24 protein-coding genes are annotated in these 25,722 nt (G+C 68.9%); 6 read left to right on the forward strand and 18 right to left on the reverse strand.

From position 1 onward, the window contains the following. Positions 1–12: 12 nt before the first annotated feature. From FWJ24_RS06655 to FWJ24_RS06665, 3 genes are read right to left on the reverse strand one after another with little or no spacing between them, the layout of a single operon-like run. Positions 13–786, reverse strand: coding sequence for an ABC transporter permease (locus FWJ24_RS06655; RefSeq protein ID WP_150287033.1), 774 nt, complete (start codon positions 784–786; stop codon positions 13–15). Between the two features lie 10 nt (positions 787–796). After that, a complete protein-coding gene (locus tag FWJ24_RS06660; RefSeq protein WP_150287034.1) occupies positions 797–1,150 on the reverse strand; it encodes a cupin domain-containing protein in 354 nt (117 codons plus the stop codon). Beyond that, positions 1,147–2,094 carry an ABC transporter substrate-binding protein gene (locus tag FWJ24_RS06665; protein ID WP_150287035.1) on the reverse strand — a complete coding sequence of 316 codons (948 nt, stop codon included), beginning with the start codon at positions 2,092–2,094 and terminating at the stop codon, positions 1,147–1,149. The genes FWJ24_RS06660 and FWJ24_RS06665 overlap by 4 nt, the downstream gene beginning before the upstream one ends. 275 nt (positions 2,095–2,369) lie before the next feature. On the opposite strand from FWJ24_RS06665, the gene FWJ24_RS06670 reads away from it, so the two are divergent. Further along, entirely contained in the window at positions 2,370–4,157 is a 1,788-nt protein-coding gene (locus tag FWJ24_RS06670; protein ID WP_150287036.1) for an ABC transporter ATP-binding protein/permease, read from the forward strand. Here the strand turns inward: FWJ24_RS06670 and FWJ24_RS06675 are convergent. The 10 genes from FWJ24_RS06675 to FWJ24_RS06720 are packed head-to-tail and all read right to left on the reverse strand — an operon-like array spanning position 4,154 to position 14,933. After that, the gene (locus FWJ24_RS06675; RefSeq protein ID WP_246155587.1) at positions 4,154–4,807 is read right to left on the reverse strand and encodes a cysteine hydrolase family protein; all 654 of its coding nucleotides are present in this window, start codon (positions 4,805–4,807) and stop codon (positions 4,154–4,156) included. The genes FWJ24_RS06670 and FWJ24_RS06675 overlap by 4 nt on opposite strands. Continuing rightward, complete coding sequence (locus FWJ24_RS06680; RefSeq protein ID WP_150287037.1) at positions 4,804–6,864, reverse strand: hydantoinase/oxoprolinase family protein; 2,061 nt, start codon at positions 6,862–6,864, stop codon at positions 4,804–4,806. The genes FWJ24_RS06675 and FWJ24_RS06680 overlap by 4 nt, the downstream gene beginning before the upstream one ends. Beyond that, entirely contained in the window at positions 6,861–8,618 is a 1,758-nt protein-coding gene (locus FWJ24_RS06685; protein ID WP_150287038.1) for a hydantoinase B/oxoprolinase family protein, read from the reverse strand. Before FWJ24_RS06685 ends, FWJ24_RS06680 begins: the two co-directional genes overlap by 4 nt. Next, the gene (locus FWJ24_RS06690) at positions 8,615–9,544 is read right to left on the reverse strand and encodes an isocitrate lyase/PEP mutase family protein (protein WP_150287039.1); all 930 of its coding nucleotides are present in this window, start codon (positions 9,542–9,544) and stop codon (positions 8,615–8,617) included. Before FWJ24_RS06690 ends, FWJ24_RS06685 begins: the two co-directional genes overlap by 4 nt. 3 nt (positions 9,545–9,547) lie before the next feature. Beyond that, positions 9,548–10,249: an ABC transporter ATP-binding protein gene (locus FWJ24_RS06695; protein WP_150287040.1), complete on the reverse strand. Its 702-nt coding sequence runs from the start codon at positions 10,247–10,249 to the stop codon at positions 9,548–9,550. After that, positions 10,242–11,039, reverse strand: coding sequence for an ABC transporter ATP-binding protein (locus tag FWJ24_RS06700; protein WP_425468907.1), 798 nt, complete (start codon positions 11,037–11,039; stop codon positions 10,242–10,244). The genes FWJ24_RS06695 and FWJ24_RS06700 overlap by 8 nt, the downstream gene beginning before the upstream one ends. Continuing rightward, a complete protein-coding gene (locus tag FWJ24_RS06705; RefSeq protein WP_150287041.1) occupies positions 11,036–12,037 on the reverse strand; it encodes a branched-chain amino acid ABC transporter permease in 1,002 nt (333 codons plus the stop codon). The genes FWJ24_RS06700 and FWJ24_RS06705 overlap by 4 nt, the downstream gene beginning before the upstream one ends. Beyond that, positions 12,034–12,906 (reverse strand): branched-chain amino acid ABC transporter permease, encoded by an 873-nt coding sequence (locus FWJ24_RS06710; RefSeq protein ID WP_150287042.1) that lies wholly within the window; start codon positions 12,904–12,906, stop codon positions 12,034–12,036. Before FWJ24_RS06710 ends, FWJ24_RS06705 begins: the two co-directional genes overlap by 4 nt. Positions 12,907–12,915: 9 nt before the next feature. Continuing rightward, positions 12,916–14,121, reverse strand: a complete 1,206-nt coding sequence (locus tag FWJ24_RS06715) for an ABC transporter substrate-binding protein (RefSeq protein WP_150287043.1) — start codon at positions 14,119–14,121, stop codon at positions 12,916–12,918. Beyond that, positions 14,118–14,933 (reverse strand): GntR family transcriptional regulator, encoded by an 816-nt coding sequence (locus FWJ24_RS06720; RefSeq protein WP_246155588.1) that lies wholly within the window; start codon positions 14,931–14,933, stop codon positions 14,118–14,120. Before FWJ24_RS06720 ends, FWJ24_RS06715 begins: the two co-directional genes overlap by 4 nt. A gap of 100 nt (positions 14,934–15,033) precedes the next feature. Here FWJ24_RS06720 and FWJ24_RS06725 point away from each other — a divergent pair, with 100 nt between their 5' ends. Next, on the forward strand, positions 15,034–16,443 hold the full coding sequence (locus FWJ24_RS06725; protein WP_425468908.1) for an FAD-dependent oxidoreductase: 1,410 nt from the start codon (positions 15,034–15,036) through the stop codon (positions 16,441–16,443). Between the two features lie 9 nt (positions 16,444–16,452). Here FWJ24_RS06725 and uxaC read toward each other — a convergent pair whose 3' ends face one another. The 4 genes from uxaC to FWJ24_RS06745 are packed head-to-tail and all read right to left on the reverse strand — an operon-like array spanning position 16,453 to position 20,216. Beyond that, a complete protein-coding gene (gene uxaC, locus FWJ24_RS06730; RefSeq protein ID WP_150287045.1) occupies positions 16,453–17,853 on the reverse strand; it encodes a glucuronate isomerase in 1,401 nt (466 codons plus the stop codon). Between the two features lie 16 nt (positions 17,854–17,869). Beyond that, positions 17,870–18,649: a 2-dehydro-3-deoxy-D-gluconate 5-dehydrogenase KduD gene (kduD, locus tag FWJ24_RS06735; RefSeq protein WP_150287046.1), complete on the reverse strand. Its 780-nt coding sequence runs from the start codon at positions 18,647–18,649 to the stop codon at positions 17,870–17,872. Positions 18,650–18,657: 8 nt separating this feature from the next. After that, positions 18,658–19,506, reverse strand: a complete 849-nt coding sequence (gene kduI, locus FWJ24_RS06740; RefSeq protein ID WP_150287047.1) for a 5-dehydro-4-deoxy-D-glucuronate isomerase — start codon at positions 19,504–19,506, stop codon at positions 18,658–18,660. 20 nt (positions 19,507–19,526) lie between these two features. Beyond that, the gene (locus tag FWJ24_RS06745) at positions 19,527–20,216 is read right to left on the reverse strand and encodes a GntR family transcriptional regulator (protein ID WP_246155589.1); all 690 of its coding nucleotides are present in this window, start codon (positions 20,214–20,216) and stop codon (positions 19,527–19,529) included. Positions 20,217–20,378: 162 nt separating this feature from the next. Here FWJ24_RS06745 and FWJ24_RS06750 point away from each other — a divergent pair, with 162 nt between their 5' ends. The 4 genes from FWJ24_RS06750 (at position 20,379) to FWJ24_RS06765 (ending at position 24,091) form a co-directional block, all read left to right on the forward strand. Next, entirely contained in the window at positions 20,379–21,218 is an 840-nt protein-coding gene (locus FWJ24_RS06750; RefSeq protein WP_166443610.1) for a 2-keto-4-pentenoate hydratase, read from the forward strand. A gap of 29 nt (positions 21,219–21,247) precedes the next feature. Then, positions 21,248–22,243 (forward strand): TRAP transporter substrate-binding protein, encoded by a 996-nt coding sequence (locus FWJ24_RS06755; protein ID WP_150287049.1) that lies wholly within the window; start codon positions 21,248–21,250, stop codon positions 22,241–22,243. A gap of 70 nt (positions 22,244–22,313) precedes the next feature. Next, on the forward strand, positions 22,314–22,808 hold the full coding sequence (locus FWJ24_RS06760) for a TRAP transporter small permease (protein WP_246155590.1): 495 nt from the start codon (positions 22,314–22,316) through the stop codon (positions 22,806–22,808). Next, on the forward strand, positions 22,805–24,091 hold the full coding sequence (locus FWJ24_RS06765) for a TRAP transporter large permease (RefSeq protein ID WP_150287050.1): 1,287 nt from the start codon (positions 22,805–22,807) through the stop codon (positions 24,089–24,091). Before FWJ24_RS06760 ends, FWJ24_RS06765 begins: the two co-directional genes overlap by 4 nt. 68 nt (positions 24,092–24,159) lie before the next feature. Here the strand turns inward: FWJ24_RS06765 and FWJ24_RS06770 are convergent, their stop codons facing one another. Then, positions 24,160–25,701 carry a malonate--CoA ligase gene (locus FWJ24_RS06770; RefSeq protein WP_150287051.1) on the reverse strand — a complete coding sequence of 514 codons (1,542 nt, stop codon included), beginning with the start codon at positions 25,699–25,701 and terminating at the stop codon, positions 24,160–24,162. Between the last annotated feature and the right edge of the window lie 21 nt (positions 25,702–25,722).

Raw genomic sequence — 25,722 nt, forward strand, 5'->3', positions numbered from 1 at the left:
CGCAGCCGCCCGTCATGCGAGCCTCCAGGGAAACAGCGTCTGGTTGAGGCGCTTGAACAGATAATCCGAGACGAGGCCGATCAGTCCGATGACGAGAATGCCGAAGATGATCTGCCCGGTGGCCATCAGCGCCTGGCTGTCGATGATCATGTGGCCGATCCCGGCCGAGGAGCCGATCAGCTCCGCCACGATCACGTAGGTCCAGGCCCAGCCGAGCACAAGGCGGAGGATCTCGGCGATCTCCGGCGCGTTCATCGGGATCAGCACCCGGCGGACGATGCCGTAATCGCCGGCGCCGAGCGTATAGGCCGCCTCGACGAGATCGCGCCGCGTCTGCCCGACATTCACCGCCACCATCAGCACGATCTGGAACACCGAGCCGATGAAGATGACGAGCAGCTTCTGCGTCTCCCCGAGCCCCGCCCACAGGATGAGCAGCGGCACGAAGGCCGAGGCCGGCAGATAGCGTGCGAAGGAGATGAAGGGCTCGAAGAACGCCTCGATCGGCTTGTAGGCGCCCATCAGGATGCCGAGCGGCACCGCGACCAAGGCCGCCAGCACGAACCCGCCGACGACGCGCCAGATCGTGATCAGGATATCGGCCGCGAAGCCGAAATCGGTGAGCAGCCGCGCGCCATCACGCACCATGGTCAGCGGATCGGCGAGGAAGATCTTCGGCACGAAGCCGCCGAGCGTCGCCAAGGCCCAGGCGGCGAAGAACAGCACGAAGAAGAGGATGCCGAGCGCGAGCCTGCGGCCGGCGGAGATCGGTTCGAGAGGGCGCATGGCGATGCTTTCAGATCGCGACCTTGGTCGCGGCGGTGCGTTCATCGCCGGTGTTCGGCGTGCCGCGCGGCTCAATCAGCAGCATGTGCACCTCTTCCTCGGCGAATGGGCAATGCTCGATGCCCCGTGGCACGACATAAAGTTCGCCGGGCCCGAGCGTCACGTCGCCATCGCGCATCCGGATTGTAAGCCGGCCCTTGAGCACGAGGAAGAGATCGTCCGTCTCCGGGTGCGAATGCCAGACGAACTCGCCCTTGACCTTCACGACCATGATGTCGTTGCCATTATAGCTCGCGACGATCCGGGGTGACCAATGCGCCTCGAATGTCGCGAGCTTGTCGGCGAGGTTGACAACGGCGCTCACTGGATGAACCGCGGATCGGCGAGCTTGGCCATGTCGGGCTTCTGCTTGATGATCCCGAGTTCGAGCAGCAGGTCGGCCGCCTCGTCGGAGAATTTCGCATGCTCGCCGGCGAAGAAGGCCTTGTTCGCCGCCCTGTCCTGCCAGCGCAGATAGGCGGCCGATTTCGCGAAGGCCTCGGCGGTCTGCTTCACATCCGCGCCCATGATCTGGTTTGCCTTGGCCGGCTCCCTGGCGATCATGTCGAGGGCCTCGAAATAGCTCTCGGCAAGCGCCTTCACCGCCTTCTCGTTCTTGGCGATGAAATCCGGCGTGCAGCCGAACGTGTCCATCACCATCGGGTAATCGAGCGTGGTGGCGATGATCTTGCCGGCCTCCGGCGCGGCGCGGACCGAGGATAGATAGGGCTCGTAGGTCATCGCGGCGTCGTTCTGGCCGGCGATGAAGGCCTGGGCGGCCGGGCCGGGCTCCATGTTGACGACATTGACGTCCTTCACCGTAAGCCCGTTCTTTTTCAGCATCCAGGCGAGGGTGAAATAGGGGGCGGTGCCGGGCGCCGAGGCGGCGATGCTCTTGCCCTTGAGATCCTTGATCGAGGCGATCGAATTGCGCACCGCCATGCCGTCCGCGCCGTAGGATTTGTCGAGCTGGAAGAGCTGCGTCGTCGGCACGCCGTTGGCGTTCCAGACGATCCAGGTCTCGACCGTGGTCGCGGCGCATTGGATGTCGCCGGAGAGGATGGCGAGATGGCGCGAGGCCTGCGGGATCTTCTTGATCGTGACGTCGAGCCCGTTCTTCTTGAAGATTCCGGCCTCCTTGGCGAGCGTCAGCGGCGCGAATCCTGTCCAGCCCGAGATCCCGATCGCGATCTTCGTCTCCTGCGCGACGGCGCCCGGTACCGTCATGGCGAGCGCGGCGAGCGCCGCGGCGAGAATGGTCCTGTTCATGCCCGTCTCCCGTGTTTTGGTCGGCTTTTGCCGCCTAGCAAGGATTGAACCACCCGCCCGCTTAATTGTCTAGACATAAGCAGCATGCCGCGCTCCGGCCTTCGGCGATCACACGGTGCTGGCGCAAGGGTGAAACCTGGGGGCTTTACTTTGTGCGCCGGATGCGGTGCTCTCCGGAAAAATGCCGGTTTTTCAGGCGATCGGGACGAGAATGGCGCATCAGATAAAACCCCGACGGCCTTCCCCGCTGCGCGCGGGCGGCGGCTCCGCCTGATATGCTGCGCGCCGAGCCGCCGGAACAGCCGCCCGAAACGCGCTTCCTGGCGCTGGGCCGGCATTTCTGGGGCGGAAGGGCGTGCCTGCGCGCCTGGCTGCTGAGCGCGGGCATCGTGTTCTTCCTGCTCGCGACGCTTGCCGCCCAGGTCGGCCTCAACCATTGGAGCCGCGCCTTCTTCGACGCGCTGGAGAAGCGCGATCTCGCCGCCGTGTGGATGACGGCCGGCTGGCTGCCGCTGGTGATCCTGCTCTCGATGGCGGCGGCGACGGCGCTGGTCATCACGCGCATGGCCCTTCAGGTCCGCTGGCGGGAATGGCTGACCGGCGCGATCCTTGGCCGCTGGATCACGCGCGAGCGCGCCTATCGCCTGCCTTTCGTCGCGCCGGATCAGGGCGCCCCCGAATACCGAATCGCCGAGGATGTCCGGCTGGCGGTCGATCCGCTGGTCGAGTTCGCGATCGGCTTCCTCGGCGCCTGCGCAACCGCGATCACCTTCGCCGCGATCCTCTGGCAGGTGGCCGGCTCGACGACCCTCCCGCTCTTCGGCATGGCGGTGACCATTCCCGGCTACATGGCGCTGGCGGCGATCCTCTATGCGCTGCTGGTGACGGGGCTGATCGCCCTGGTCGGCAGGCCGCTCATCCTGCGCGTCTCGGCCAAGAACGAGCAGGAAGCCCGGTTCCGCGCCGGGATGACGCGGCTGCGCGAGAACGCGGAGAGCATCGGCCTGCTGCGCGGCGACCCGGCCGAGCGTGCGGCGGCGCTCCGGGGCTTCGGGCAGGTCGCGGCGGGCTGGTTCGCCATCATCCGCCAGCAGGCGCGGGTGGGGCTGGTGCTCAATGCCAATGGCGCGCTGTTCCCCATCCTGCCGCTGCTGCTCGTGGCGCCGAAATACCTGTCCGGCGCGCTCACGCTCGGCGCGGTGATGCAGGTGGTTTCCGCCTTCGTGGCCGTGCAGGGCGCGCTGATCTGGTTCGTCGACAATTTCGTCCGCATCGCGGAATGGTATGCCTCGGTCCTGCGCGTCGACGAATTGCTCGCCGCGCTCGAGGAGGCGGATGGCGCCGACGGGACGACGCGGGTCGCGCTTCTCGCCCATGACGCGGACACGATCGTCTTCGACCGGCTGCGCCTTGTCCATTCCGGCGGCGAGACCGTGATCGCCGATGGCTCGGCCGTGATCGCGCGCGGCGAGAAGGTGCTGATGAGCGGCGCGAGCGGCACCGGCAAATCCTCGCTGGTCCGCGCCATGGCCGGGCTCTGGCGCAAGGGCTCGGGGCGGATCCTTCTGCCGCGCGGGGCGCGGATCAGCTTCGTGCCGCAGCAGGCCTATCTTCCCACCGGGTCCCTGCGCAGCGTGCTGACCTACCCCGCCCCGCCCGATTCGGTGGGGGACGCGCTGCTGAGCGCCGCGCTCGACAATGTCGGGCTCGGCGCGCTCGCGGCCCGGCTCGACGACGAGGCGGCCTGGGAGCGCATCCTCTCCGGCGGCGAGCGCCAGCGCGTCGCCGTGGCGCGGCTGCTGATCCAGCGGCCGGATGTCGTTATCCTCGACGAATTCACTTCGGCGCTCGACGAGGAGGGGCAGCGTGCGATGCTCGGGCTGCTCGACACTGCGTTGGCCGATGCCACGGTGATCTCGATTGGCCACCGGCCCGGGCTCGAACAGTTCCATGACCGCAGGATCGCCCTTGAACAGACCACCCGGGGCGCCGTCTTCCGCGAGTTGCGCGCTCCCGCGCGGCTCGGCCTTGCGGCGCGCGCGCGAGCCGGCACGCCAGGCTAGGCCGTTTTCCGATGTCGCCGATCCGGTTCCGGCGGCAGCATCTCGGCGATCCTGTCGATCCGCGCCACCGGCCGCAGCCCCTCGATCGCCGCCGCGTGCAGCGCGGGCGAGAAGGCGGCGCAGCCATCGGCGCAGACCACGACCTCGAAATCGCGGACATGGGCGTCGCGCGCGGTCGAGGCGATGCCGCCATTCGTGACGATGCCGCACAGGATGAGGCGGGTAATGTCGAGCCGGCGCAGCACCCATTCGAGCCGCGTCATGTAGAAGGCGGAATAGGCGATCTTCTCGATGACGACATCAACCGGTTGCAGCGCCTCGACCGTGGCATTGCCCCAGCTTCCCGGCGCGAAATCGCCGCGGCGCAGAAAGGGTCGCAGCGCCTTGAGATGCGGCGAGATCAGCGGCTCGCCGCCGCGTCCCGGCTGGAGGGTGAATTGCGTCGCGACCACCACGCCACCCGCCGCGCGGATCGCCGCGGCGAGCGGCGCGACGCGCGCCGGCAGCGCCGCGATTTCCGGCGCCGTCTGGCCGCCGCGCGCATAGGCGCCGTCCGGATGCAGGAAATCGTTCTGGAGATCGCAGATTAGCAGGGCCGTTCCGGCCATCGGCGCGGAGATGGCATCGGAGGTCGCGGCATCGGAGGTCATGGCAGGCGCTCCATCAGCAGGTTGCCGAAGGCGTCGACGCGGACGACGAGCCCCGGATCGACGACGATCGTCGCATCCGGCTGCTCCAGGATCGCCGGTCCGGGAATGACGGCGCCCGGCGGCAGGTCGAGCCGTTCGAAGATCGCGGCCTCGCGCCATTCGCCGCCGAAATAGACCGGCCGCGTGCCGCGACCGGCTGCGGCGAGGCTGGCACCTGCCGGCGGCGCCAGCGCCATGAGATCGAAGGGCGGGCGGCGTCCGGTGGCCGTGGTGCGCAGATTGACGATCCGCACCGGCAGCCCGGGCAGCAGCCGCGAGAAGGCCGCATGATAGGCGGCTTCGAATGCCGCGCGCACCATGCCGATATCGAGCGTCACGCCCGCCGCGTCGAGCCGGGCCGGCAGCGGCACCGCGACCGTATGCGTCTGGCCGAGATAATGCATGTCGAGCGCGAATCCGACCTCGATCTCGGTGATCGGCAGCCCCGCCTGCGCGACGACCTGCCGCGTCATGCGCCCCGTCGTCGCCATCCGCGCCGCGAGCGCGGCCGCGTCGAGCCCGTCGAGTTCGAGATTGACCGTCTCCACCGCGTCGTGGCGGATATCGGCGATCAGGCAGCCGAGCGCCGAGGTAATGCCGGGATAGCGCGGCACCAGCGCCCCCCGGAGGCCGACCTCGCGGATCAGCGCCCCGACATGCAGCGCCCCGCCGCCGCCGAACGGCAGGATGGTGAACTTCGCCGGATCATGCCCGCGTTCGATCGAGACGAGGCGGATCGCCCCCGCCATCCGCGCATTGGCGACGCGGATGATAGCCTCGGCCGCGTCCTCCACCGTGAGCCCGAGCGGGGCGCCGATCGCCGTCGCGATCGCCGCCGCGGCGGCCTCGCTGTCGAGCCGCTGCAGCGCGCCGCCGATCGGCCGCTCGGCATTGATGCGCCCGAGCACGATATTGGCATCCGTCAGCGTCGGGCGGGAATTGCCCTGGCCATAGGCGACGGGGCCGGGGCGCGAGCCGGCGCTTTCCGGCCCGACAGCAAGCAGCCCGCCCCGGTCGACATGCGCGATCGAGCCGCCGCCGGCGCCGATCGTGGTGATCTCGATCATCGGATTGCGGATCACCAGGCCGAAATCGATCGTTGTCTGCGCCGCCAGCGCCGCCTCGCCGCCGGCGACCAGCGAGACATCGAAGGAGGTGCCGCCGAGATCGCCGGTGATGATGTCGGTGAAGCCGGCGGCCCGCGCGATCGCCGCCGCCGCGATCACCCCGGCCGCCGGCCCCGAGAGCGCGGTCCGGACCGGGAAGGCGCGGGCCGCGGCGGTGGACATCACGCCGCCATTCGATTGCACGATGTGGAAGGAGCCGCCGAACCCGGCTTGCGCCAGCGCATCTTCGAGCTTCCCGAGATAGGAGGCGACGACGGGCTGGAGATAGGCATTGAGCGCGGTGGTGGAACTGCGCTCGAATTCGCGGATCTCGGGCAGGATCTCGTGCGAGGCCGTCACATGCGGGTTGGGCCAGATCTCCCGCGCCACCGCGAGCGCCGCCTTCTCGTTGGCGGGGTTGGCATAGGCGTTGATGAAGACGATCGCCAGCGCCTCGGCACCGAGCGCGAGCAGCCGCGCGCAGGCGGCGCGCATCGCTGCCGGGTCGAGCGCCTGGCGGATCGTTCCGTCCGCCAGAACGCGCTCGGGCACTTCGAGCCTGAAATCGCGCGGCGCGACCGGCTCGAAATCCCCCCACAGGCCCCAGGTCTGCGGCCGGTCGCGCCGGCGCATCTCGATCACGTCGCGGAACCCCGCCGTGGTGATGATGCCGATCCGCGCGCCCTTGCGCTCGAGCAGCGCGTTGGTGCCGACCGTGGTGCCGTGGACGATCGCGTCGAGCGCCGCCGGGGCGCCGAACGCGCCGAGCCCGCCCATGAACCCGACCGCCTCATCGCCGCGATTCGACGGCACCTTGGCGGTGCGGAACAGGCCGGTTTCCGCATCGAAACAGGCGAGATCGGTGAAGGTGCCGCCGACATCGACACCGACGAGCCGGGCGGAGCGGGTCATGCCGACCTCCCGGCGCGCAGGGCCGCGGTCGCGGCGGCGTCGACCGTCCCGGCGGCATCAATCGCGACGCCGTAATCGCGCCGCGCCGCCGCCGGCGTCAGCAGCCCGCGGCGGACATCGCGGGCCACCGCTTCTTCCGGGCGCGTCAGCGGATCGCCCCATCCGCCGCCGCCGGGGGTCTCGAGTCGCAGCCGGTCGCCCCGGCCGAGCCGGATCCCGGTGATCTTGGACGCCATGGGCGGGGCATGCGCGCCGGCGCCATCCTGCCATGCGAAGCGGTTGAGTGCACCTGCGCCGCCGCCCGCCACGCCGAAGGGCGCGAAGCGGCCGCGCTCGCCGAGCAGCGCCGCCTCGGCGCCGCCGGGGTCGAGGATTTCGAACGCGTAGCAGGCGCCGAACCCGCCGCGATTCCGGCCGGGCCCGGCGCTGTCGGGCCGCAGCGCCCATTCGGTGACCATCACCGGATGGGCCGCTTCCAGAATTTCCGCCGGCGGCATGGTGGCGGTGGAGATCGGGTTGTTGGCGTGGTTGAGCCCGTCGCTCGCCGGGCTGCCGCCGAGTCCGCCGCCGAAGAACGAGAACAGCACCCAGCGCTGCCCGTCCGGCCGGTGGCCGGCCACCGAGAGCGCGTTGATCGTCCCGAACGGCGCGCCGGTGGCGCGCTCGGGCGCGGCGGCCGCGAGCGCGCCGAACACGACGCCGATCATCCGCAGGATCGTTTCGGTATAGCCGGCGACCGGGCGCGGCGCAGCGGCGCCGAGGAAGGTCGTGTCCGGGATCTCGAAGCGGATCGGATTCAGGCAGCCGGCATTGGCCGGCACATCGGTGAAGACATGCTTCAAGGCGACATAGCAGGCTGCGACCGCGGTGGAGCGCGCGATGTTGACCGGCCCGCGGCAGGGCGGCGAGGAGCGCGAGAAATCGAGCCGCATCGTCTCGCCGGCGATGGTGAGGTCGAGCGCGATGGTCAGCGGCGCGTCGACGATGCCGTCATTGTCGAGATGGTCCTCGAACCGGTAGGTGCCGTCGGGCAGGGCGGCGATATGGGCGCGCATCAGTGCCTCCGCCCGCGCGGTGGCGGCGTCGAGCGCCGCCGCGACGGTGGCGTCGCCGTATTCGTCGAGCAGCGCGTGGAACCGCCGCTCGCCGAGATCGAGCGCGTTGAGCTGGCCGTTGAGATCGCCCCAGTTCGAGCGCGGCACGCGGCTGTTCGCGGCGAGGATGTCGACGATGTCCTGCTGGAGCACGCCGGCCCGGAACAGCCGCACGGGCGGGATCGTCACCCCCTCCTGGAAACTCTCGGTCGCGCTCGGATTGTAGCCGCCCGGCACATTGCCGCCGATATCGAGCCAATGTCCCACCGAGGCCAGCCAGGCGAAGAGCCGGCCTTCGCGCATCAGCGGCCGCACGAGGCGGAAATCGTTGAGATGCGTCCCGCCGAGATATGGATCGTTGAAGAGGAACGTATCGCCCGCCGCAAGCCCGCCCTCGCGCGCCACGCGGTCGATCACCGCCCGCACCGCGAAGGCCATCGCGCCGACGAAGATCGGCAACCCCTTCTGGCCCTGGACCAGCGTCGCGCCGCTCTCGGCATGGTAGAGGCCGTGGCAGGCATCCCGCGCCTCGGCGATGATCGGGTTGAAGGCCGAGCGGTAGAGCGTCGCGTCCATCTCGTCGGCGATCTGTTCGAGCCGCCCGGTCAGGATCGCGAAGGTTACGGGGTCGAGGCCATGTGCGGGGGCCGGGCCGGTCATGCGGTTTCGCCTTCATAGCTCTTGCCGAGCGCCAGCATCTCGGGAGTGCCGATCAGTGCGTTGAGCGCGTCGAAATCGAACATCGCGTCGCGGAACCCCGCGCTCGTGCCTTCGGCGAGGAGCGCGGCGTAGAAGGCCTGGCCCTGGCGCGCCAGCGCGCGGACCACTCCGCCGGGGAAGATGACGAGCGCGAAGCCGAGCGCGTCGAGATCCGCCGCTCCCATCAGCGGCGTCCGCCCGCCCTCGACCATGTTGGCCATCAGCGGCAGCCTCTTGCCGAGTGCCGCGGCGATCCGGCCGAGTTCCTCGCGCGAGCCCGGCGCCTCGACGAACAGCAGGTCGGCGCCAGCCTCGGCGTAGAGATGGGCGCGATCGATCGCCGCCGCGAAGCCCTCGACCGCGATCGCATCGGTGCGCGCGATGACGAGCGTCTCCCGCGAATGGCGGGCATCGACCGCGGCACGGATCTTCCCCGCCATTTCCGCCGGCGCAACCAGCCGCTTTTCGGCGAGATGCCCGCAGCGCTTGGGGTAGGATTGGTCCTCGATCTGGAGTGCATTGGCGCCGGCGCGCTCGAACAGCCGCATCGTGCGCTGCATGTTGAGCGCGTTGCCATGGCCGTTATCGGCATCGACGATCAGCGGTGTCGCCACCCGGTCGCGGATCAGCGCGACGGTTTCGGCGATCTCGGTCATCGCGACAAGGCCGATATCCGGCCGGCCGAGCCGCGTATAGGCGATCGCGGCGCCGGAGACATAGGCGGCCTCCGCCCCGGCCCCGGCCGCGAGCAGCGCGGTCAGCGCGTCATAGATCCCCGGCGCGACAAGGATCGGCTTACGCCCCAGCCGCGCGCGCAGGGATTCCGGCGGGGTATCCCGGGCTTCGCCCCGGAGGGCCGGATCGGTGACGGTTATGACGCTGACCATCGCTTACATCCCCAGATAGGCACGTTCGAGGGCGGGATCGGCGCGCAGCGCCGCTGCCGGCCCGGCAAGGGCGACCCGCCCGTTCTCGAGCACATAGGCCCGCCCCGCGATCTCGAGCGATTGCACGACATTCTGCTCGACCAGCATGATCGCGAGCCCTTCCGCCGCGATCCGCACGACGAGCGCGAACAGATCCTCGACAAGCCGCGGCGAGAGCCCGAGCGAGGGCTCGTCGAGGATCAGCAGTCGCGGCTCGGCCATCAGCCCGCGGCCGATCGCCAGCATCTGCTGCTCGCCGCCCGACAGCGTGCCGGCGAGTTGGCGCCGGCGCTCGCCGAGCCGCGGAAACAGCGCGAAGACGCGGTCGAGATTGGCGGCCCGCCGCGTCCGCGCGCGGGCATAGCCGCCGAGTTCGAGATTTTCGCGCACGCTCATCGTCGGGAAGATCTTGCGCCCCTCCGGCACATGGATCAGCCCCATGCGGACGATCTCCGGCGGCGCAAGCCGCTCGATCCGCGTGCCCTCGAAGCGGATCGCCCCGCCATCGGGGCGGATCAGGCCGGAAAGCGCGCGGTTCAGCGTCGTCTTGCCGACGCCATTGGCGCCGAGCACCGCGACGATCTCGCCGGAATCGATTGTCAGGGAGACATCGCGCAGCACCGGGATGCCGCCATAGCCGGCGGTGAGCGCCTCGACCTCAAGCATCCGCACCTCCCGCCGCGGCGGGCACGGCGGCCTCGGATGGCGCGACGCCATGCGCGCGCATCCGCGCCGCCGCGCCATGGCCGAGATAGGCCTCGATCACGCCGGGATCGGCCGCGATCTCGGCCGGGCGTCCGGCGGCGATCATCCGCCCCTGCGCCAGCACATGCACCCGGTCGCAGAGCTGCATCACGGCCTGCATCACGTGCTCGACGATCAGGATCGTCACGCCCTCGTCGCGGATCCGCCGGATGACCGGGATCATGTCGCGGATCTCGCTCGGGTTAAGCCCGGCCAGCACCTCGTCGAGCAGCAGGAGCCGCGGTTCGGTGGCGAGCGCCCGCGCAAGTTCGAGCCGCTTGCGCCCGGCGATGGTCAGCGCCGCGGCGGGGCGGTCGAGCATCGGTCCGAGACCGACCCGCTCCGCCACCGCCTCGGCATGCGCCAGGGCTTCGGTGCGGGCGGCGTGGCGCAGATAGGCGCCGACGGTGATGTTCTCGCGCACGTCGAGCCCCGCGAAGGGCTGGACGATCTGGAATGTCCGCGCGATCCCCGCCGCCGCGCGCCGATGCGCGGGCAGGGCGGTGACATCCGTCCCCTCGAACAGCACCCGGCCGGCGCTCGGGCGCTGGAACCCGGAGATCACCGTGAAAAGCGTCGTCTTGCCGGCGCCGTTCGGGCCGATCAGTCCGGTGATCTCGCCGGTCTCGACCGCAAGATCCGCGCCGTCGATCGCGACAAGGCCGCCGAAGCGCATCGTCACGCCACGGCATTCGAGGATCGGCGCGCTCATCGCGCTCCTCCGATCCGGGCAGCCGCGCCCGCGACCACCCCCATGATCCCGCGCGGCGCGAATGCCACCGCAAGGATCAGCAACGCGCCGAACAGGACGAGATCCGCCCCCGGCACCGCGCTGCCGGTGAGCGTGGCGAGCAAGGTCTTGGTGCCCTCGCCGAGCCCGAGCAGCAGGAAGGTGCCGGCGAGCGGACCGAACACGGTGCCGAGCCCGCCGATGATCGGCGCAAGCAGCGCCTCGACCGAGATCCAGGGGCCGAAGGCGATATTGGCGTCGAGATAGAGGGATTTCTGCGCATAGAGGCAGCCCGCAGCCGCCGTCACCGCGCCCGAAAGCGTGATCGCCTTCAGCTTGACCCGCACCGTATCGACCCCGAGGGCGCGTGCCGCCTCCTCGTTCTCGCGCACCGCCACCAGCTGGGCGCCGAAGCGCGAACGCTCGACGAGCCGGGTCAGCGCCATGGCCGCAATCACGAAGCCGAGCGCGACCCAGTAGAACGTGGCCTTGTCGGCGAACTGGAACTGCGCCGCGCCGATCCGCAGCGGCACCAGCACCCCGGCCGCACCGCCGGTGAAGGCCATGGCATTGGCGAGGATGCGGAACACTTCCGCGAAAGCGAGCGTCACCAGCGCGAAATAGGAGCCGCGCAGCCCGGCGCGGAAGGACAGGAACCCGGTCGCGAGCCCGGTCAGCCCGCCGAGCGCCACCGCAACCGGCAGCGCCAGCCAGGGATTGAGCCCGAGCCGCACCTGGAGCAGCGCCATCGCATAGGCCCCCATGCCGAAGAAGGCGGCATGGCCGAACGAGAATTGCCCGCCATAGCCGGCCAGCAGGTTCCAGCCCAGCGCGGCGAGCGCGATCACCATCACGAAGCCGAGGAAATTGAGCGCTGCGCTGGAGGCGAAGAGCGCCGGCAACACCGCGAGCAGAAGCGCCGCGGCGGCCAACGATAGCCAGGGCCCGCAGGCCAAGCGGCGTATCGCGAGCCTCGTCACGCCCGCGCTCCGAACAGGCCGGTCGGCCGGAACAGCAGCACGACGAGGAAGATCAGGAAGATGCCGATCTGCCCGAGGCTCTCGCCGAGATAGAGGCCGGACAGGCTCTCGACCACGCCGATGATCAGCCCGCCAGCCAGCGCGCCGCCGATCGAGCCCATCCCGCCCAGCACCACGATGGTGAAGGCGACAAGCACGAAGGCATTGCCGATGCGCGGATTGACGAGGAAGGTCGGCATCAGCAGGCAGGCGGCGACGGCGAGGCAGGCGGCGCCGATCCCGAACGTGACCGCGTAGACATGCCCGACCGGGATGCCGCACAGCGCGGCGCCGGTCTTCTCCTTCGCCACCGCCCGGATCGCCTTGCCGATATCGCTCCTGGCGATGACGAGCCAGAGCAGCCCCGCCACCGCGAAGGCACCGGCAAAGGCGATCACCTTCGGCAGCGACAGGATGAGCGGCCCCAGTTCCACCACCTCGAAGCCATAGGGTACCTCGATCGAGCGGGTATCGGAGCGGAACACCGCCAGCAGCGCGTTCTCGATGACGATGGACAAGCCCAGCGTGACGAGCAGGATGTTGCCGTCATCGCCATGGCTCGCCGGCCCGATCACCCAGCGCTGGAGGCTGTAACCGAGCCCGAAGAACAGCGGCGCGAGCAGCGGGATCGCGAGATAGGGATCGATCCCGAAGGTCTGATGCGCGACATAGACCGCGAACATCGCCGCCGTCAGCGTCGCGCCATGCGCGAAGTTGATGATGTGCAGCACGCCATAGACCAGTGTCAGGCCCAGCGCGATCAGCGCATAGACGGCCCCCGTGAGGAGGCCGTTCGCCAGCGCCGCGAGCAGGATCTCGGCCTTGAGCACGCCGCCCCCTCAGCGTGCCGGGAAGATCGGCTTCGCATTCGCGAAGGCGGCCGGAAAGACGATCTTGATGTCGCCGCCCTGCACCTGGGTGTTCACCGCCTGCGCGCCCTGGTTCTGGCCCTCGACGAATTTCGTCGGGCCATAGGGCATGATATGGCCGGCGAAGGTCGAGCTGTTCAGCGCCTCGATGATCTTGATGCGATCCGCCGAGCCGGCGCGCTCGATCGCGTCGGCGAGCAGCATCACCGAGGAATAGTTGAGCGGCGTGTTGTAGAGCCAGAACTTGCCGGCGCGCTGCGCCTCGGCGCGCACCTGCGCGGTTTTCGGGTTGCGGTGGTCCGGCCAATGGTTGCAATCCATCACCAGCTCGGCCGCCGCCGGGAATTCCGTCACGAAGCGGAAATTCGAGGCCGCGCCGTTGAGCACCGCATAGATCGCCTTGGGCCGGATGCGCTGCTGCTGCATCGTCCGCGCCAGCAGCACGAATTCCCCGTAATAGGAAGAGGGGATCACGAGATCCGGGTTCAGCGCCCGGATGCGCAGCGCGACATTCGCCATGTCGCGCGAGGGGGTCGGATGCGCGACCGTTTCGAGGATCTCGAAGCCGCGCTTCGGCAGCTCGGCCTGGAGCAGCTTCGCCATTCCGGAGCCGAACAGCCCGTCCTCGTGCACGATCACCACCGTTCTGGCCGGCTTGCCCGCCTCGTCGTTGATCTTGACCAGGTTGTCGAGCGCGGCGCTCGTCACCGCGCCGAAGCCGGGACCGAAGCGGAAGGTGTTCTTCAGCCCGCGCTTCACGATCTGGTCCGAGACGCCGACATCGACGAGATAGGGGATGTCGTAGCGCGCTGCCGCCTGGCTGGCCGCGAGGCAGATGGGCGAGGCGAAACCGCCGACGATGGCGGCGACGCCCTCGCCCTGCATGCGCTCCACCTCCTGGGTTCCGGCCTCCGGGTTCGAGCGGGCGTCGCCGAACACCATTTCGAGCCTGGCGCCGCCCATCGACTTGATGCCGCCGGCGGCGTTGATCTCGGCGAGCGCGATCTCGGCGCCGAGCCGGCCGTGCTCGCCGTCCTGCGCGAGCGCGCCGGTCACCGGCTGGAGAATGCCGATCTTGACGGCCGGCGCCTGCGCGCGTGGCACGGCCGGGCTGGCGACAAGGGCGGCGCCGGCGGCGGCGCCCTTGAGGATCGTTCTGCGGTCGATCATCGTCATGCTCTCCTCCTCGATTGGCTGGCCGCACGGCGGCCGGTGGCAGGCGCGTAACCGGTGCCGCTGGGGCTCCAGCGCCGGTCGGGGCCGATTCCCGTCCGGCTCATCTCCATCTGGAAGGCGTATTTGTCGGGCCGGTAGAGCGCCGAGAGATATTCGACGCCCCGACCGTCGCTGTCATGAACCGCGCGCGTCATCGCCAGCAATGGCGCGCCGACCTCGACGCCGAGCTCGGCCGCGATCTCCGGTCCCGCCAGCGTCGCGGTGATCGTCTGCACCGCGCGCTCGAGCGCGATTCCGGAGCGCTCGAGCAGCGCCAGGAGCGGCGTCGAGGCGAGTTCCGCCTCGGAATAATGCCGGCCGATCCGTTCCGGCACATAGGTCGTCAGATGCGAGAACGGCGTATCGTCGATATAACGCACGCGCACCGCGTGCTGGACGATCTCGTTCTCCGCGAGCCGCAGCGCCTCGACGACCGGCGCCGGCGCGGTGCCGTAGCGGAAGGCAACGAGCCGCACCCGTGTCGTCCGTCCCATCTCGACAAGATGCGCGAGCATGTTCGAGAGATCGCCGATCACGCTCTTGCGCGGCGAGGTATCGAGCACGAACGTGCCCGCGCCCGGCTGGCGGCGGATCAGACCCTCGCGCGCGAGACCGTCGAGCGCGCGCCGCACCGTCACCCGCGAGAGCCGGTGCTGCACCGCGAGATCCGGCTCGCTCGGCAGGCGATGGCCGGGCGGCAGCACGCCGGAGAGAATCTGATCCTTGAGCAGGAGGTAGAGGCGCTGGGTCTTGGAGGGCTCGATGGAAACCACGGCGTCCTTCCCCATCCGATCCGGATGCATCTTGCGTCATGTATTATTTCTATGACAAATTCCGTCCGTCAAGCCCCGATCGCGGGCAGGAGGATGGTCATTGGCCAGGGTGATCTGGAGCGAGGAGGCGGGGCCGCCGCGTGCGGCGGGGCTGGTAATCGTGGGGGCCGGCGCGGCCGGACTCGTCGCGGCGCTGCGGGCGCGGGCGGCGGGCATGCCCGCCTTGCTGATCGAGCGCAACGCCGTTCCGGCCGGCTCCACGGCGCTGTCGGCCGGACTCATTCCAGCGGCCGGAACCCGCTTCCAGCGCATGGCGGGGATCGCCGATTCCGAAGCGCTTTTCGCGGCCGATATCCGGCGCAAGGCGCATGACGAGCCCGATCCCGAACGGGTGCGGGCCGTCGTCGGTGCCATCGGCCCGGCGCTCGAATGGCTCGGCATCGCGTATGGGCTGCCGTTCACGGTCGTCGAGGATTTCACCTATCCCGGCCATTCGGTGCGGCGCATGCACGGTTTGCCCTCGCGCTCCGGCGCCGAACTGGTCGACCGGCTGCGCGCGGCCGCCGAGGCCGCCGGCGCCGATCTCGTCACCGAAGCGCGCGCGGAAACCCTGGTCGCGGCCCCGGACGGGCGCATTCTCGGCCTCGGAATCGTCCGGCCGGACGGCAGCACCGAAACTTTCGGGATCGCGGCGCTGATCCTCGCCTGCAACGGCTATGGCGGCAACCCGGCGCTCGTCGCCGAACATATCCCGGCGATGGCGGGAGCGCTCTATTTCGGCCATCCCGGCAATCGCGGCGACGCGCTCGCCTGGGGCCGGGCACTCGGCGCGCGGACCGGCGATCTCGCGGGGCATCAGGGGCATGGCTCGGTGGCGCATCCGCACGGCATCCTCATCACCTGGGCTACCATGACCGAGGGCGGCTTCCAGGTAAACCAGGCCGGACAGCGTTTTGCGAACGAGGCATGCGGCTATTCCGAGCACGCCGCGGCACTGCTCGCCGAGCCGGGAGGCATCGGCTTCTCGATCTTCGACGCGCGGATCGCCGGCATCGCCCGCCAGTTCGAGGATTTCCGCCGGGCCGAGGCGCAGGGCGCGATCCTCACCGCGCCCGATATCGAGACCCTCGCCGGGCGGATCGGCGTGCCGGAACCGGCGTTCCGCGCCAGCTTCAGCGCGGTCGAGGCGGCGAAGTCGGCCGGCCTCACCGACGCATGGGGCCGCGACTGGCGCGGAATCGCTCCGCTCGCGCCCCCTTTTCACGCCGTCCGGGTTACCGGCGCGCTGTTCCATACCCAGGGCGGGCTCTGCGTTGACGCGGATCGCCGCGTGCTGCGAACCGATGGTACGCCGTTTCCGAACCTGTTCGCGGCGGGCGGAGCGGCGATCGGCGTCTCCGGGCGGCAGGCATCCGGCTATCTCTCCGGCAATGGATTGCTGACGGCCGTCGCCGACGGATTCGTCGCCGGCGCGGCGGCCGCGCGGCTTGTCGCTCAGGCCGCGGCATAGCGGGCTGGTTCAGAGCTTGTAGGCCTGCTTGGCGAGCCGGTAGGCGAGGTCATGCGCGAGTTCGAACGCCTCGTCCTCGTCGAGCCGATGCGTGGCGACGCGGCTCGCGAGGAAGGCGCAATCGACGCGACGCGCCACGTCATGACGGGCGGGGATCGAGGGGAAGGCGCGGGTATCGTCGTTGAAGCCGACCGTGTTGTAGAACCCGGCCGTCTCCGTGACGAGCTCGCGGTAGCGCATCATGCCGTCCGGCGCGTCGAAGAACCACCAGGCCGGGCCGAGCCGGAGCGCCGGGTAATGCCCGGCGAGTGGCGCAAGCTCGCGGCTGTAGACGCTCTCGTCGAGCGTGAAGAGGATGATGCCGAGCTCCCGCGCATTGCCGAAGCGGTCGAGCAGCGGCTTGAGCGCCCGGACATAATCCGTCCGCTGCGGGATATCGGCCCCCATGTCGCGCCCGAAGCTCTCGAACAGGTCGCGATTGTGGTTGCGGAAGGCGCCGGGATGGATCTGCAGCACCAATCCGTCTTCGAGGCTCATCGCCGCCATCTCGGTCAGCATCTGGGCGCGAAAGAGTTCCGCATCCTCCGGCGTGACATCCGGCCGGAGAACTCGCCGGTAGAGCGCCTCGATCTCGCGGCTCGAAAGATCGGCCGTCGCCGCGCTCGGATGGCCGTGATCGGAGGAGGTGGCGCCCATGCTCTTGAAATAGGCCCGGCGCTTGCGATGTGCGGCGATATAGCCGGCGAAGGATTTCGTGTCCTCGTTGGTGATCTCGCCGAGCCGGGCGACATTGTCGCGGAACCCTGCGAATTCCGGATCGACGACGGCATCCGGGCGATAGGCCGGCAGGACGCGGCCCTTCCAGCCGGAATCGCGGATCGCCCGGTGATGCGCGAGATCATCGAGCGCGCCATCGGTCGTCGAGATCACCTCGATATTGAAGCGCTCGTAGAGCGCGCGCGGGCGACAGGCATCGGTTTTGAGCGCCGCGTCGATCACGTCATAGAAATGATCGGCATTGGCGGGGGAGAGCCGATCCGTCAGCCCGAACAGCGTCTCGAAGGCGTGGTCGAGCCAGATCCGCGTCGGCGTCGCCCGGAACAGATGGTAATGCGCGGCGAAAAGCCGCCAGATCTTGCGACTGTCCGTCTCGACCGGCGCGCCGTCGCGCCGGCCGATGCCGAGATCCTCGAGCCGCACGCCCTGCGAGTGCAACATGCGGAAGATGTAATGGTCCGGGACCACGAACAGTTTCGCGGGGTCGGGAAACGGTTCGTTGAGCGCATACCAGGCGGGATCGGTGTGCCCGTGCGGAGAGACGATCGGAAGATCCTTGACGCTGTCATAGAGCCTGCGGGCGATGGCCCGGACATTGGGGTCGGCGGGGAAGAGCCGGTCGGGATGCAGCATGGTCTCGTCCTCAAGTTCAGCGCGCGAGCCATCCGCCATCGACGGGCAGCACGATGCCGTGCACATAATCCGAAGCGGAGGAGGCAAGGAAGACCGCCGCGCCGCCGAGATCGCCCGGATCGCCCCAGCGTCCGGCCGGGATGCGCGCCAGGATCGCGGCGTTGCGGTCGGGATCGGCGCGCAGCGCGTCGGTGTTGTTGGTCTCGAAATAGCCCGGCGCGATGGCGTTCACATTGACGCCGCGCCCCGCCCATTCGCAGGCGAGAAGCCGCGTCAGCCCGGCGAGGCCGCTCTTCGCCGCCGTGTAGGAGGCGATGCGGATGCCGCCCTGGAAGGAGAGAAGCGAGGCGATGTTGATGATCTTGCCGCGTCCGCGCGGCACCATCCGCCGCCCCGCCGCCTGCGCGAGGAAGAAGGCGCTCTTGAGATTGACGTCGATCACCGCATCCCAATCCGCCTCGGTGAAATCGAGCGCGTCGGCGCGGCGGATGATCCCCGCGTTGTTGACGAGAATGTCGAGGCCGCCGCTCCAGCCTTCGGCCTCGGCGACGATCGCGTCGAGCCCGCTGGTCTCGGCGAGATCGGCGCGGATCACGTGGTGCCCGGCGCCGAGCGCGTCGAGAGCGGCGACGGTTTCGTCCATCGGCGAGCGGCCGACCAGCACGAGCCGCGCGCCGGCCCCGCCGAGGGCGAGCGCGATCGCCTGGCCGAGGCCGGTATTGGCGCCGGTGACGAGCGCGGTCCGCCCCGTAAGGTCGAAGGAAACGGCAGCAGGGGATGCGGCGGAAACGGGCATCGCCGGCCTCAGCGCAAGCGCGGGACGGGCACGCCGTCCATGTCGGTGAAAGCCTGGTTGTCGCCGGCCATCGACCAGATGAACGCATAGGCCCCCGTGCCGCAGCCGCAATGGATCGACCAGGGCGGGGAGAGAACGGCCTCCTGGTTGCGCACCACGAGATGGCGGGTCGCCTCCGGCCGCCCCATCATGTGGAACACCGCCTGCCCCTCGGCGAGCTGGTAATAGAGATAGGCCTCCATCCGCCGGTCATGGGTATGCGGCGGCATCGTGTTCCAGACATTGCCGTTTTCGAGCGCCGTGCGGCCCATGACGATCTGGCAGGTGGGAAAGGCGTCCGGGTGCATGTACTTGGTCAGCACGCGGCGGTTTGCCGCCGCCTCGGTGCCGAGCCGGTCGCCCGCGAGTTCCGCGGCGCCGAGCCGGCGGGCGGGATAAGCCGCATGCGCGGGGGCGGAATTGGCGTAGAACAGCGCCGGATTGCCGGCCGAGGCGCTCAGGAACCGGACATTCTCGGTGCCGGCGGGCAGGTAGAGCGCGTCATTGGCGTCGAGATCGTATATCTCCCCGCCGGCCTCGACCCGGCCGGGCCCGCCGATATTGAAGATGCCGATTTCGCGCCGCGCGAGCAGATGCGGCGCCTTGACGAGATCCGCGAGTTCGGCGCCGAGCGCGATCGGGCTGGTGTCCGGCATGATTCCGAGCAGGATCATCCGGTCATAATGCGTGTAGACGGCCTTGAGCGCGCCGGGCCGGAACAGGTCCGTGACGAGGAAATGCCGGCGCAGCTCTTCGGTGCCGAAGGTTTCCGCCTGTTCGGGGTGCACGGCGTGGCGGATCTCGATATCGATCGACATGGGATGTCCTGGGGCTGGGGTTATTCGAAATAATCGCTGCGTTCGGCGAGAACGCGCGGGAGATCGCGCAGGATCTCGACAAGATGCGTGCGCATCGCCCGGTCCGCGCGCTCGGGGTCGCGCGCATCGATCGCCGCGACGATCGCGCGATGCTGCTGGACGAGGACGCGCATCGATTCCCGGTCCTGCAAGGTCAGGTGCCGGACCCGGTCCATATGGACCTTCACGTCGAGCACCATCTGCCAGATCATGTCGCAATCGACCCCGGAGGCGAGGGCGCCGTGGAATTGCGTGTCCGCGGCGGTGATCGTCAGGTGATCGCCCTCTGCGGCGGCGCGCGCCTGCGTTTCGAGGATGGAATCGATCGAGGCGCGGATCATCGGATCGAACCGCTCGCAGGCCCGCGCGACCACCGCCGTCTCCAGCGCCTCGCGCGCGATGATGACCTGCTTCATGTGCCGCGTCGAAATCCGCGTCACGAGCGTGCCGCGCTGCGGCAGGACCTGGACAAGGCCGATCCGGCTCAGCGAGATCAGCGCCTCACGCACCGGCTGACGCGAGACATTGTAGCGGCTCGCGATCTCGCCCTCCGAAAGCCGTGTTCCGGGCGGGAATTCGAGCCGCACGATCGCCTGGCGCAATTCCTCCGTCACCACGCGCGTGGCGCTCGGCATGCGGATCGGGATCGGGGCGGCGAGGGGGGCTTGCATCGGTTGCTTGCTTTGGCTCTTGATCTACCATACAAGTCCATACTAACAATTGGCAAGATGAGCCAAGCGCGATATCGGGTCAACCCCGCGCATCGCGGAACGACAAGATCAGGCCGGGGCAGCCGGCGCGAAGCGGGCCGGACCCGCGAGGGATGGAAGGGCATGCGGGGGACCCCCTCACCGGAAGCCGAGGCGATCGCGGGCGCGTTCCGGCGGTCACGCCGCGCCGCCGCGCCGCTCGGCGAATTCCCCGGCACGCTGCCCGGCAGCCTCCGCGAGGCCTATGCGGTGCAGGACGCTGCGATCGCCGGCTGGGATGACAGGGTCATCGGCTGGAAGGTTGCGGGGATCGCGCCGGAATGGCGGCAACGCCTCGGCGCCGAGCGGCTGGCAGGGCCTGTCTTCGCGCGCAACCTGCATGATGTGCGCTCCGGTGCCGCGTTGGCCTTTCCGGTCTTCGAGGGCGGGTTCGCCGCTGTCGAGGCCGAATTCGTGATCCGGATCGGCCGGGTGATCGCGCCGGAAGAAGCATCGGACCCCGCGCGGCTGCGCGATGCGGTGGCGGCCCTGCATGCCGGGGCGGAACTCGCCGGCAGCCCCTTCGCCGCGATCAACGATCTCGGCCCATGCTCGGTGATCAGCGATTTCGGCAACAACAACGGCATCGTTCTCGGTCCCGAGATCCCCGGCTGGACGACGATGCCGCTCGAGGCGCTGGTGACGCGGAGCTTCGTCAATGCTTCACTGGCGGGGGCGGGCGACGCCGCGCGGCTCGCCGGCGGACCGCTCGGCGCGCTCGCCTTTCTGGTCGCGCATCTCGCGACGCGCAGCCGCGGCCTCGGCCCCGGCGATCTGGTCTCGACCGGCCAGACCACCGGCATCCACGCCGTGCGCGCCGGCGACGAAGTCGCGTTCGAATTCACGCCGGACCTGCGGTTCGGCGCGAAAGCCGTGGCCGCGACGGCTGCGGCGCATCCTGCCATCGATGGAATGACGGGGTGAGAAGGCCCCGCAAGAAGGAGGAACGATCCATGGCGAAATTCGCGACCCTGACCCGCCGGCTCGCCGCCGGCGCCGCCCTCGCGGCGGTCCTGGCATTCGGCGCCGGTTCGGCATCGGCCCAGGTGACGCTGCGCTCGACCGACATCCATCCCGACGGCTATCCGACCGTCGAGGCGGTGAAGTTCATGGGCAAGCTCATCGAGCAACGCACCAATGGCCGCATCAAGATCAATGTCTTCCACTCCGCCCAGCTCGGCCAGGAGAAGGACACGATCGAGCAGACGCGCTTCGGCGTGATCGACATGAACCGCATCAACATGGCGCCGTTCAACAACCTGATCCCGGCGACCAACGTGCCCTCGCTGCCCTTCATCTTCCGCTCGGTCGCGCACATGCGCAAGGTGATGGACGGCCTGATCGGGGATTCGATCCTCAAGGAATTCGAGAAGCACGATCTCGTCGGCCTTGCCTTCTACGATTCCGGCGCGCGCTCCTTCTACAATTCGAAGCAGCCGATCAACACGCCCGCCGACATGAAGGGCATGAAGATCCGTGTCCAGCAATCGGACATGTTCATCAGCCTCGTCTCGGCGCTCGGCGCCAACGCGACGCCGATGAATTTCGGCGAGGTCTATTCAGGCCTTCAGACGAAGCTGATCGATGGCGCCGAGAACAATTGGCCGTCCTTTGAATCGACCAAGCATTTCGAGGTCGCCAAGTTCTACTCGCTCACCGAGCATTCGCTCTCTCCGGAAGTGCTGGTGATGTCGAAGAAGAGCTTCGACAAGCTGAGCCCGGCCGATCAGGCGATCGTCAAGGCCGCCGCCAAGGAGAGCGTGGCCGAGATGCGCAAGCTCTGGGATGCGCGCGAGAAGGCCTCGGAGGCCAAGGTCCGCGCCGGAGGCGCCGTGATCAACACGGTCGAGAAGCAACCCTTCATCGATGCGATGAAGCCGGTCTACGAGAAATTCGTGAAGGACCAGGCGCTGAAGGATCTCGTCGCCAAGATTCAGGCCGAGAAGTAAGGCCCGACTCGGCGGCGGCGGGCGGGCCCGCCGCCGCTTTTTCTCTTGCTTCCGACGAACGAGGATTGCCGTGAAGGCCCTGCTCCGTTCCCTGTCCCGCCGCACGGCCGAAGCGGCGATCATCCTCTCGGCCGCGGGGCTGGTGGGGATGACGCTCGCCGTGGCCTGGCAGGTCTTCGGCCGCTATGTGCTCAACGACAGCCCCACCTGGACCGAGCCGCTTTCGATCCAGCTCATGGGCTGGTTCATCCTGCTCGGCTCGGCCGTGGGCGTGCGCGACAATTACCATCTCGGCTTCGATGTGCTGCGTGATGTCTCGCCGCCCACCATCGCGCGGATCATGGCCTTCATCTCGATGGCGGCGGTATTGGGTTTCGGGATCGCGATGGCGATCTACGGGCTGCAGCTCGTGATCGGCACCTGGACCGCGACGCTGCCGGTGCTCGGCTGGCCGGGCGGGATCGATTTCCTGCCGCTCGTCTTCGGCGGTGTTCTGCTCGCCTTCTTCTCGATCGAGCAGCTCTGGCTGATCCTTGCGGACGAAACGATCGAGGATGCGCGATGACCCCCGAATTGCTGATCCTGTTCGGCACCTTCGTGGTGCTGCTGCTGATCGGGACGCCGATCGCGTTCTGCCTGGGAATCTCCTCGCTCCTCACCGTGCTCTACATGGGCATGCCGCCGCTGATCGTGTTCCAGCGGCTCAATGCCGGCATTTCCGCCTTCGCGCTCATGGCGATCCCGTTCTTCATCTTCGCCGGGGATCTGATGATCCGCGGCGGCATCGCGGAGCGGCTGGTGCGGTTCGCCGGCTCGCTGTTCGGCCACATGCATGGCGGCCTCGGCCAGGTGAACATCGCCGCCTCGACGCTGTTCGGCGGGATTTCCGGCTCGGCGGTGGCCGATGCCTCGGCGATCGGCGGGCTGATGATCCCGCAGATGGAGAAGCGCGGCTACGATCGCTCGTTCTCCGTCAGCCTCACGGCGGTCTCGGCGGTGATCGCCCTGCTGATCCCGCCCTCGCACAACATGATCATCTATTCGCTGTCGGCGGGCGGCTCGATCTCGATCGCCGATCTGTTCACGGCGGGAATCCTGCCGGGTCTGCTGCTGGCCGCGGCGCTGATGGTGACGACATGGTGGATGGCGCGCCGGCGCGGCTACCACGGCGACCCCTTTCCCGGCTGGCGGATGGTGGCGGTCTACGCCGTGGCGGCGATTCCCGGCATCATCCTGATCGCGATCATCTTCGGCGGGGTCCGTTCCGGCGTCTTCACGGCCACGGAAAGCTCCTGCGTGGCGGCGGTCTATGCCTTCCTCGTCGCGGTTCTCGTCTATCGCGGCATGGACTGGAACGGCTTCCTCGAAGCGACCTACGGCGCGGTGCGGACGACGGCGATGGTGCTGCTGGTCATCGGCTGCGCTGCCTCGTTCGGCTGGCTTCTGGCGCTGTTCCAGGTTCCGGCGGCCATGGTCGCCTTCATGAAGTCGATCTCTGACAACCCGATCGTCGTCTTCCTGCTGATCAACCTGCTGCTGCTCTTCCTCGGCACCTTCATGGACATGTCGCCGCTGATCATCATCACCACGCCGATCTTCCTGCCGGTGGTGACCGCCTTCGGCATGGATCCGGTGCATTTCGGCGCGATCCTGATCCTTAATCTCGGGATCGGCCTGTGCACGCCGCCGGTCGGCGCGGTGCTGTTCGTCTCCTGCGCCATCGGCCGGATCTCGATCTGGGACGCGATGCGGACGATCTGGCCGTTCTACGGCGCGGCCTTCGCGGTGCTGATGCTCGTCACCTACGTTCCGGCGATCTCGCTCTGGCTGCCGGCAATGTTCAAGTAAACGCGGCACCGGCATGCGCGCGGACCGCAGCCCGGCCCGCGCGCCCGACGGACGCGGCCGTGGAGAGATCAGCGGGCGTAAAGATCCTTGTAGGTCTCGCGCAGCACGTTCTTCTGGACCTTGCCCATGCTGTTGCGCGGCAGTTCCGGCACCAGGATGACGCGTTTGGGCAGCTTGAATTTCGCAAGCCGCGCCTCGAGCGCCGCCAGGATCGCGGCCTCGCTCGGGCTCGCGCCCTTCGCCGGCACCACCACGGCGGTCACGCCCTCGCCGAAATCCTTGTGGGGCAGACCGATCACCGCGCTTTCGCCGATGCCCGGCAGCGCGTCGATCTCGCCCTCGATCTCCTTGGGATAGACATTGTAGCCGCCGGTGATGATCAGGTCCTTGCCGCGGCCGACGATGTGGACATAGCCGCGCGCATCGATCTTGCCGAGATCGCCGGTGATGAAGAAGCCGTCGGCGCGGAACTCGGCCGCCGTCTTCTCCGGGTTGCGCCAATAGCCCTTGAAGACATTCGGGCCCCGCACCTCGATCATGCCGATCTCCTCGGGCGCGAGCGGCGAGCCGGTCTCCGGCTCGGTAACGCGCAGCGCCGTGCCCGGGAGCGGGAAGCCCACCGTGCCGGCGATCCGCTCGCCGTCATAGGGGTTCGAGGTGTTCATGTTGGTTTCGGTCATGCCGTAGCGTTCGAGGATCGCGTGGCCGGTGCGGGCGCGGAAGGCGCGATGGGTCTCGGCGAGGAGCGGCGCCGAGCCGGAGATGAAGAGCCGCATATGCGCCGTCGCCTTAGCGTCGAGGCCGGGATGGTCGAGCAGACGCACATAGAAGGTCGGCACGCCCATCAGGCAGGTTGCGGCGGGGAGGGCGGCGATCACCGCGTCGGCGTCGAATTTCGGCTGGAGGATCATCGCGGCACCGGAGAACAGGATCACGTTGGTCGCGACGAAGAGCCCGTGGGTATGGAAGATCGGCAGGGCGTGGATGAGCACATCCGCCTTGGTGAAGCGCCAGGTCTCGACCAGAACCCGCGCGTTCGAGGCGAGGTTCTCATGGGTGAGCATCGCCCCCTTCGAGCGGCCGGTCGTGCCGGAGGTGTAGAGGATCGCGGCGAGATCGTCGGGCGCGCGCGCGACATCCGCGAAGTCCGGTGAGGCTGCAAGCGCACGATCGGAGAGCGTGCCCGCCGCGCCGTCCGGCGATGCCGGGGCACCGAGCGTTTCGAGCCGCGCGCCGGCCTCGCGCGCCACCGGCGCGAGCGCCTCGGCGCGACCCGGATCGCAGACGAACACCGCCGGTTCGGCATCGCCGAGGAAATAGGCGATCTCGGCCGGGGTATAGGCGGTGTTGAGCGGCAGGAACACCGCGCCGGCCCGGACCGCGCCGAGATAGAGCATCAGGGCCTCGATGCTCTTCTCCACCTGCACCGCGACCCGGTCGCCCGGTTTCACGCCGAGCGCGACCAGCGCCGCGGCGAACCGCGCCGAGACGGCCTCGACATCAGCATAACGATAGAGCCGCCCGTCCGGCAGATACGCGAAGGGCGCGTCGGGCGCCGGCATCCGGGCGCGGATCTCGGCGAAGAGGTGGTTGCGGGCGCTGCTGGTCATGGGTTTCGGGCTCGGCGGGGC

Source organism: Rhabdaerophilum calidifontis, from assembly GCF_008641065.1.
In the GTDB taxonomy this organism is placed as follows: domain Bacteria; phylum Pseudomonadota; class Alphaproteobacteria; order Rhizobiales; family Beijerinckiaceae; genus Rhabdaerophilum; species Rhabdaerophilum calidifontis.

Excerpts from the sequence above, each read along its gene's own strand:
- FWJ24_RS06655 (WP_150287033.1), bottom strand. The coding sequence starts at position 786 with ATGCGCCCTCTCGAACCGATCTCCGCCGGCCGCAGGCTCGCGCTCGGC.
- FWJ24_RS06665 (WP_150287035.1), bottom strand. The coding sequence starts at position 2,094 with ATGAACAGGACCATTCTCGCCGCGGCGCTCGCCGCGCTCGCCATGACG.
- FWJ24_RS06670 (WP_150287036.1), top strand. The coding sequence starts at position 2,370 with ATGCTGCGCGCCGAGCCGCCGGAACAGCCGCCCGAAACGCGCTTCCTG.
- FWJ24_RS06675 (WP_246155587.1), bottom strand. The coding sequence starts at position 4,807 with ATGACCTCCGATGCCGCGACCTCCGATGCCATCTCCGCGCCGATGGCC.
- FWJ24_RS06680 (WP_150287037.1), bottom strand. The coding sequence starts at position 6,864 with ATGACCCGCTCCGCCCGGCTCGTCGGTGTCGATGTCGGCGGCACCTTC.
- FWJ24_RS06685 (WP_150287038.1), bottom strand. The coding sequence starts at position 8,618 with ATGACCGGCCCGGCCCCCGCACATGGCCTCGACCCCGTAACCTTCGCG.
- FWJ24_RS06690 (WP_150287039.1), bottom strand. The coding sequence starts at position 9,544 with ATGGTCAGCGTCATAACCGTCACCGATCCGGCCCTCCGGGGCGAAGCC.
- FWJ24_RS06695 (WP_150287040.1), bottom strand. The coding sequence starts at position 10,249 with ATGCTTGAGGTCGAGGCGCTCACCGCCGGCTATGGCGGCATCCCGGTG.
- FWJ24_RS06700 (WP_425468907.1), bottom strand. The coding sequence starts at position 11,039 with ATGAGCGCGCCGATCCTCGAATGCCGTGGCGTGACGATGCGCTTCGGC.
- FWJ24_RS06715 (WP_150287043.1), bottom strand. The coding sequence starts at position 14,121 with ATGACGATGATCGACCGCAGAACGATCCTCAAGGGCGCCGCCGCCGGC.
- uxaC (WP_150287045.1), bottom strand. The coding sequence starts at position 17,853 with ATGCTGCATCCCGACCGGCTCTTCCCCGCCGACCCCAATGTCCGGGCC.
- kduD (WP_150287046.1), bottom strand. The coding sequence starts at position 18,649 with ATGCCCGTTTCCGCCGCATCCCCTGCTGCCGTTTCCTTCGACCTTACG.
- kduI (WP_150287047.1), bottom strand. The coding sequence starts at position 19,506 with ATGTCGATCGATATCGAGATCCGCCACGCCGTGCACCCCGAACAGGCG.
- FWJ24_RS06745 (WP_246155589.1), bottom strand. The coding sequence starts at position 20,216 with ATGCAAGCCCCCCTCGCCGCCCCGATCCCGATCCGCATGCCGAGCGCC.
- FWJ24_RS06750 (WP_166443610.1), top strand. The coding sequence starts at position 20,379 with ATGCGGGGGACCCCCTCACCGGAAGCCGAGGCGATCGCGGGCGCGTTC.
- FWJ24_RS06755 (WP_150287049.1), top strand. The coding sequence starts at position 21,248 with ATGGCGAAATTCGCGACCCTGACCCGCCGGCTCGCCGCCGGCGCCGCC.
- FWJ24_RS06765 (WP_150287050.1), top strand. The coding sequence starts at position 22,805 with ATGACCCCCGAATTGCTGATCCTGTTCGGCACCTTCGTGGTGCTGCTG.
- FWJ24_RS06770 (WP_150287051.1), bottom strand. The coding sequence starts at position 25,701 with ATGACCAGCAGCGCCCGCAACCACCTCTTCGCCGAGATCCGCGCCCGG.